This is a genomic window from Desulfovibrio litoralis DSM 11393 (genome assembly GCF_900143255.1).
Lineage (GTDB): Bacteria > Desulfobacterota > Desulfovibrionia > Desulfovibrionales > Desulfovibrionaceae > Frigididesulfovibrio_A > Frigididesulfovibrio_A litoralis.
Genome location: NZ_FRDI01000005.1, coordinates 169,073 through 176,409, shown reverse-complemented (window position 1 = coordinate 176,409; position 7,337 = coordinate 169,073). Strand labels below are relative to the sequence as shown.

Annotated in this window: 5 protein-coding genes; 4 read left to right on the top strand and 1 reads right to left on the bottom strand. The window is 34.0% G+C overall.

Features of this window, described 5'->3' with window-relative positions; genetic code table 11:
- Positions 1-352, bottom strand: a 352-nt coding sequence (locus BT999_RS07195) for a hypothetical protein (RefSeq protein ID WP_143145511.1), incomplete at its 3' end; no start/stop codon positions are given.
- A gap of 245 nt (positions 353-597) precedes the next feature.
- On the opposite strand from BT999_RS07195, the gene BT999_RS07190 reads away from it, so the two are divergent.
- From BT999_RS07190 to BT999_RS07175, 4 genes are all read left to right on the top strand, one after another.
- Positions 598-852, top strand: coding sequence for a helix-turn-helix domain-containing protein (locus BT999_RS07190; RefSeq protein WP_072697101.1), 255 nt, complete (start codon positions 598-600; stop codon positions 850-852).
- 338 nt (positions 853-1,190) lie between these two features.
- Positions 1,191-3,011: a type I restriction-modification system subunit M gene (locus BT999_RS07185; RefSeq protein ID WP_072697100.1), complete on the top strand. Its 1,821-nt coding sequence runs from the start codon at positions 1,191-1,193 to the stop codon at positions 3,009-3,011.
- 4 nt (positions 3,012-3,015) lie between these two features.
- Entirely contained in the window at positions 3,016-4,314 is a 1,299-nt protein-coding gene (locus BT999_RS07180) for a restriction endonuclease subunit S (RefSeq protein ID WP_072697099.1), read from the top strand.
- Positions 4,315-7,284, top strand: a complete 2,970-nt coding sequence (locus BT999_RS07175; protein ID WP_072697098.1) for a type I restriction endonuclease subunit R — start codon at positions 4,315-4,317, stop codon at positions 7,282-7,284. It abuts the gene before it with no gap.
- Positions 7,285-7,337 lie beyond the last annotated feature (53 nt).

Genomic DNA, 7,337 nt, shown 5'->3' with positions numbered 1-7,337 from the left:
AGCGGTTTTTTAGACCAGTATCGATTTTATCCCTGATGCCAACAGCACCATAAAATTGACCCGCTTCGTTCATGCCATATTTAAAACCACGAATCTTTTCCCTTTCATAAATGCACTGGGTGAAGTTAACTAATATGAGGAGTTTTTTATTCTTAACGTTTACTGCATAACCTGTCCCATCAAGCGTGTACGGGTAGCCAAAACCTTCTGGAAGGCTTTTCTTGAAGTTCAAGATAGTACTTGTGCTGGTTGAAGGAATACTGGACGAAAAAAAACGAATACTGGACGAAAAAAAACGGAGTACCCAGCCGCCAATGATAATAACAATTAAAAAAATACCAAATAATTCCATATTTTTCTCCTAAAACTTACCACATGATGGCAAGTCTGTGATGTTGTTTGTAGAATGAGAAGATAACAAGATTGTTAATAAATTCGATAATCTTCTTCTATTGTCTTCGAAATTAAACTAAGTTTTCATAATAACCTGTTTTTTTTTAAGGTTTATTTTTGTCAATGACATAAAACTTAAGCATCTAAGTAAACTTAACTTAGATGCTTATGATAAAAAATATAAAAAGTCAATAAACAAGAAAGATGAAGACAAATCGTAAAAAACTTTCATCCGTGGGTATTGTAATCAGGGAATTTAGACAAATGGCAGACTTATCACAAGATCAACTTGCCGATAGAATGGATGTGTCAACCCCTTACATTTCAATGCTTGAGAGCGGTCGTAGGTACCCATCAATAGAGACATTGATCCGAATTTCCTTGGCTTTAGAAGTACGCCCAGGCGAAATGCTTGATAGGATAACGGAAGTCCATTCATCAAAAACGCTATGTAGTTAATCACGTTGCCAAGATTCTATTTTACTGAATTTTTGCAATAAGCTGTATTGAGTTTGAATCCGTGACGGAAGAGGCTACCAATATCGGAGAGATGGGGTGTTTTTCGTTAAGCATTGTTGTGTGATTCATTTTGACGGATAGTATTCTAAAAGGCTTCCACTTAATGCTTGTTTAATTAATACACAGCGAAAAATGACTTATTATTTATCATAAGTCATTTTTCGCTTTATTTATTTTTTATTTGCCTATTGTATAGTATAAAGTAGCATAAGCGATAACTATACAATTATAGATTATATTGTTATATTGGTTCAATAAACAAAGGAATATTTACAAATATGGATAACATAACGCATAATCAAATTGTTAGTTTTATATGGAGTATAGCAGATGACTGTCTGCGAGATGTATATGTGCGTGGTAAATATCGTGATGTTATATTGCCGATGGTAGTTATTCGCCGTTTGGATTCTGTTTTAGAAGAAAGCAAAGAAGAAGTATTAAAGGCAAAAGAAAAGTATACTGAAGCAGGTATGCTCAATCAAAATGATGCCTTATGCCAAGTAGCACAGCAATCTTTTTGTAATAGTTCACCTTTTAGATTGAAAGATTTAGCTGGTAGAGGAAAAATACAACAGTTAAAAGCTGATTTTATTTCTTATTTAGATGGTTTTTCGCCTAACGTACAAGAAATATTAGACAAATTTAAGTTTAGAAACCAAATAGATACAATGATTGAGGGTGATATTTTAGGGTCTGTTATCGAAAAATTTATCTCTCCTCTTATTAATCTAAGCCCATATCCTATTTTAGATGATGTTGGAGGAGTTCGCCTTCCTGCTTTAGATAATCATTCTATGGGTGTTATTTTTGAAGAGCTTATTCGTAGATTTAACGAAGAAAACAACGAAGAAGCTGGGGAACATTTTACACCGAGAGATGTTATTGAATTAATGGCAGACTGTGTATTTATGCCTATTGCTGATAAAATAAAAGATAGTACCTATTCTTGTTATGACGGTGCAAGCGGAACCGGAGGTATGTTAACAGTTGCTCAAGATAGATTATTACAGCTTGCGGAACAACAAGGCAAAACAGTGTCCATTCACCTTTTTGGACAAGAAGTTAACGCTGAAACATACGCCATTACTAAAGCAGATATGTTGTTAAAAGGAGAAGGAACAGAAGTAGATAATATTGTTTTTGGCTCTACTCTGTCTGTTGATGGTTTTCCATCTCGTCAGTTTGATTTTATGTTGTCTAACCCACCTTACGGAAAGTCTTGGAAGGGTGATGCAGAAAAAATGGGTGGAAAAAAAGAGATATTAGACACTCGTTTTGTTACTTCTTTTAAAGAAGATGCTACCTTTTCTATGATACCAAGAACAAGCGACGGTCAATTGTTGTTTTTGTTGAATAACATATCAAAAATGAAACAAGATACAGAGTTATGTTCAAGAATAGCAGAAGTACATAATGGCTCCGCTTTATTTACAGGCGACGCAGGACAAGGCGAAAGTAATGCGCGTCGCTATATGATTGAAAATGACTTGATAGAAGCGATTATTGCCCTGCCTGAAAACATGTTTTATAACACGGGCATAGGCACTTTCATCTGGATTTTATCTAACAAAAAAGATGAAAAACGCCGAGGAAAAATTCAGCTTATTGACGCAACAAGCTTAAAATCTCCATTGCGTAAAAATTTAGGAAAGAAAAACTGCGAGTTTACACAAGAAATACGCCAACAAATATTAGATATGTATATGAATATGGCGGAAAATGAATATAGTAAGGTTTTTGATAACAGTGAATTTGGTTATTGGAAAGTAACGGTTTTACAACCGGAATTAGATGAAGATGGTCAGCCTATTATAGATAAAAAGGGCATTATTAAACCCAATAAAGAATTAACTGATACAGAACAAATTCCCTTTACTTACGAAGGTGGAATTGATGCCTTTATAGAAAAAGAGGTCAAACCTTTTGCCCCTTATGCTTGGGTAGACGAAAAGAAAACCCAAATCGGCTACGAGTTAAGTTTTACTAAGTATTTTTATAAGCCTATCAAACTGCGTTCTCTTGAAGAAATTGTAGCGGATATTAAAGCGTTAGAACAAGAGACAGATGGCTTGTTAACTGAAATTATAGGGGGTTAATGGAATGTTGAAACCCTATGATGAGTATAAAAAGACAGGCGTAAAATGGATTGAAAATATTCCAAAGTTTTGGAATTTTAATAAAATTGGTATTTTGTTTATAGAGAGAAAAACTAAAGTTTCAGACAAAGATTATCCTCCTTTATCTGTAACAAAAAATGGTATTGTTCCTCAACTTGCAAGTGCAGCGAAGTCTGATGACGGAGACAATAGAAAATTGGTCTACAAAAGTGATTTTGTAATAAATAGTAGATCAGATCGTAAAGGATCAAGTGGAGTATCTCCCTTAGATGGTTCAGTTTCATTAATTAATCTTGTGTTAAAGCCAAGAAAATCAGAAAATGGTGATTTTTTGCATTATTTATTAAAACACTATGATTTTATTGAAGAATATTATCGCAATGGTAGAGGTATTGTTGCGGATTTATGGACGACTAGATATAGTGAAATGAAAAATATATGTCTCCCCATCCCCCCACGCCAGGAACAAGACCAAATTGTCCGTTATCTCGATTGGCAGGTTAGCAAAATAAATAAGCTGATAAAGGCGAAAAAAAAGCAAATATCTTTATTGAATGAACAAAAACAGGCTATTATCAACAAAGCTGTTACCAAAGGGCTAGATGATGCTGTGCCGATGAAAGATAGCGGTGTTGAGTGGATTGGGGAAATTCCAGAGAGTTGGGAAAAAACAAAGCTTAAACGACTGGGTAAATTCAAAAGTGGTACAAATCTTACATCTTTGGATATTGATAATACTGGTAAGTTTGCTGTGTATGGAGGCAATGGGATAAGAGGCTATTATAACACTTACAATAATAAAGGTGAATGTGTTTTATTTGGTAGACAAGGTGCTTTATGTGGTAATGCTCATTATGTTAATGGCGAATTTTGGGCAACTGAACATGCTGTAGTTTTTAAACCTAATTCATATGTATTTGGAAAATGGGCTTATTTTCTAATAATAGTTATGAATCTAAATCAATATTCAGAGTCAGCGGCACAACCTGGCTTATCAGTTGAAAAAGTAATTAATATAAATACTATTTTACCTACATTTGAAGAACAACACAGTATCTTAAATTTTATTGAATCAAAATTAACATACATTGAAAAATTGATTACAAAATTTGAAACAGAAATTAACTTAATTAACGAATACAAAACCAGCCTGATCTCCTCCGTTGTTACAGGCAAAGTAGACGTTCGCAATATCATTGTACCAGAGTTTGAGCCAGAAGAGTTATTGGAAGAGGTGGAAGAGGAATCATTGGAAGAGCCTGAACAAATGGGGGAAGAATAAATGCAAGTTACAAATACAAAAGAAAGCGGACTAGAAACCTTAATTGTAAACTGGCTTGTCGCTCATAACGGCTATGAACAAGGGAAAAGCGAAGAATATAATAAAGATTATGCCGTTGATGAAACACGCCTGTTTCGCTTTCTTGAAACTACCCAGCCCAAACAAATGGAACAACTAGGCATTGATACTAACCCACAAAAACGAATGCAATTTTTAAACCGACTACAAGGCGAAATAGCCAAGCGTGGCGTTGTAGATGTGCTTAGAAGTGGAGTAAAAGTCTACCCAGCAGACCTTATTATGTTTTATCAGACACCATCTGAAAAAAACGTAACGGCGAAAGAAAATTTTGAAAAGAATATTTTTAGCGTAACAAGACAGCTAATGTATTCTAAAGACAATACAAAACTCGCTTTAGATTTTTGTGTTTTTATCAATGGCTTGCCGGTTATTACTTGTGAATTAAAAAATCAACTCACGAAGCAAGATGTAGAAGATGCAGAATATCAATATAAAAAAGACCGTGACTCAAAAGAATTATTGTTTCAGTTTAAAAGATGTATGGTTCATTTTGCTGTTGATGACGCAAGAATTAAATTTTGTACCAAGCTTGACGGAATGAACTCTTGGTTTTTGCCGTTTGATAAAGGATATAACGACGGAGCAGGAAACCCACCTAACCCTAATGGCATTATGACAGATTATTTTTGGAAGGAAATCCTTACAAAAAATGAACTAGCAAACATCATAGAAAACTATGCCCAAGTTATAGAAAAAATAGACCCAGACACAACGAAAAAAACTTATATTCAAATTTTTCCACGCTTCCATCAGTTAGCAGTGGTAAAAGCCCTTATTACCGATGTTAAAAGTAAAGGAGTAGGGCAAAAATATTTAATTCAACATAGTGCTGGTAGTGGAAAGTCAAACTCTATAGCGTGGCTTGCTCATCAGCTTGTAGACTTAGAAAAAAACGGAAGCAACATTATAGATTCTGTTATTGTAGTAACAGACCGTGTGAACTTAGATAAGCAAATCAGAGATACCATAAAACAGTTTATGCAAAGCTCTCATATAGTAGCTTGGGCAGAGCATTCTGGCGATTTAAAAAAAGCTATATCTGGTGGCAAGAAAATTATCATTACAACAGTACATAAATTCCCCTTTATCTTAGAGGATATTGGAACAGCCCATAAAGGCAATAAGTTTGCAATCATTATAGATGAAGCTCATTCTAGCCAAAGCGGTAATATGTCTGCAAAAATGAATATGGCTCTTGCTGGTGAGTTTGTTCAAGACGACGAAGAAAGCACAGAAGATAAAATCATTAAGCTAATGGAAGGTAGAAAAATGCTCACCAATGCTAGTTATTTTGCCTTTACTGCAACACCAAAGAATAAAACGCTTGAAATGTTTGGCGAGCCAGACCCACAACCAGACGGAGTAATAAAACATAAGCCTTTTCATAATTATTCAATGAAACAAGCTATACAAGAAAAGTTTATTATGGATGTATTAAAATTTTATACGCCCATTAAAAGTTATTATAAGCTAGCTAAAGTAGTTAGTGATGATCCTATGTTTGATAAGAAAAAGGCTCATAAAAAACTGCGTAATTATGTAGAAAGTAACGAATATGCCATATCACAAAAAGCAGAAATTATGGTTGACCATTTTTATGATCAACTTGTAGCAAAAGCCAAAATTAAAGGAAAGGCTCGTGCTATGGTGGTAACAAGTAGTATTATCAGAGCGATTGAATATTATTATGCTATTTCTAAATGTCTTGAAGCTCGAAAAAGCCCTTATAAAGCGATTATTGCTTTTTCAGGGGAAAAAGAATACCACGGGCAAATTTTAACAGAAGAAAAAATAAATGGCTTTTCAAGTAAACAAATTGAAAAAGAGTTTAAGAAAGAGCCTTATCGCTTTTTGATTGTTGCTGATAAATTTCAAACTGGATACGATGAACCACTGTTGCATACCATGTATGTTGATAAAGTGTTGACAGATATAAAGGCTGTTCAAACATTATCTAGATTAAATAGGGCACACCCTCAGAAATTTGATACCTTTGTTCTTGATTTTACTAATGATGCTAAAGATATTCAAGATGCTTTTTCAACGTATTATCGCACAACAATTCTTTCTGCAGAAACTGACCCCAACAAACTCTATGATTTAATATCCACTATGGAAAAACATCAAGTTTATACTCACGCTCAAATAGATGCTTTTATTGATATGTATTTAAATGGAGAAGAAAGAGATAAACTTGACCCTATTTTAGATGCTTGTGCAAGCTTATATAAAGACTTAGATGAAGATGGACAAATTGACTTTAAAAGTTCTGCTAAGGGGTTTGTTCGTACTTATGGTTTTTTAGGAGCAATCTTACCTTATGGCAACGCAGAATGGGAGAAACTCTCTATTTTTATCAACTTACTTTTGCCAAAACTGCCATCGCCTAAAGAAGATGATTTATCATCAGGAATTATTGAAGCTATAGATTTAGACAGCTATCGTTCAGAAGCTCAAGCTCAAATGTCTATACAACTAGAAGATGAAGATGCAGAAGTTGCACCTGTTCCAACCGTAGGTATAGGCGGAAAACAACAAGCCGAGCTTGATTTGTTGACGAATATTCTAACTACTTTTAATGACCTTTTTGGCAACATTATTTGGACAGATGAAGATAACGTTCGACGACAAATCGCTGAAATACCAGCTATGGTTTCAAGAGATTCAAGATATCAAAATGCTATGAAAAATTCAGATAAACAAAATGCAAGAATAGAAAGTGAAAGAGCATTAAAAGACGTTGTTTTTGGCATTATGTCTGATAATATGGAGCTACTTAAACAATTTAATGATAACCCATCTTTTAAAAAATGGCTTTCAGATATGGTGTTTAGTGTTACTTATAATACAGATGGAACGCCACTTAAAGAGCCAATACAGAGTATATAATTAGACAAATAAAATATAAACTAAAAATATATCAATTAAAATTGAGGTAATAA

Coding starts and splice junctions, on each gene's coding strand:
- BT999_RS07185 (WP_072697100.1), top strand. CDS start 1,191: ATGGATAACATAACGCATAATCAAATTGTTAGTTTTATATGGAGTATA.
- BT999_RS07180 (WP_072697099.1), top strand. CDS start 3,016: ATGTTGAAACCCTATGATGAGTATAAAAAGACAGGCGTAAAATGGATT.
- BT999_RS07190 (WP_072697101.1), top strand. CDS start 598: ATGAAGACAAATCGTAAAAAACTTTCATCCGTGGGTATTGTAATCAGG.
- BT999_RS07175 (WP_072697098.1), top strand. CDS start 4,315: ATGCAAGTTACAAATACAAAAGAAAGCGGACTAGAAACCTTAATTGTA.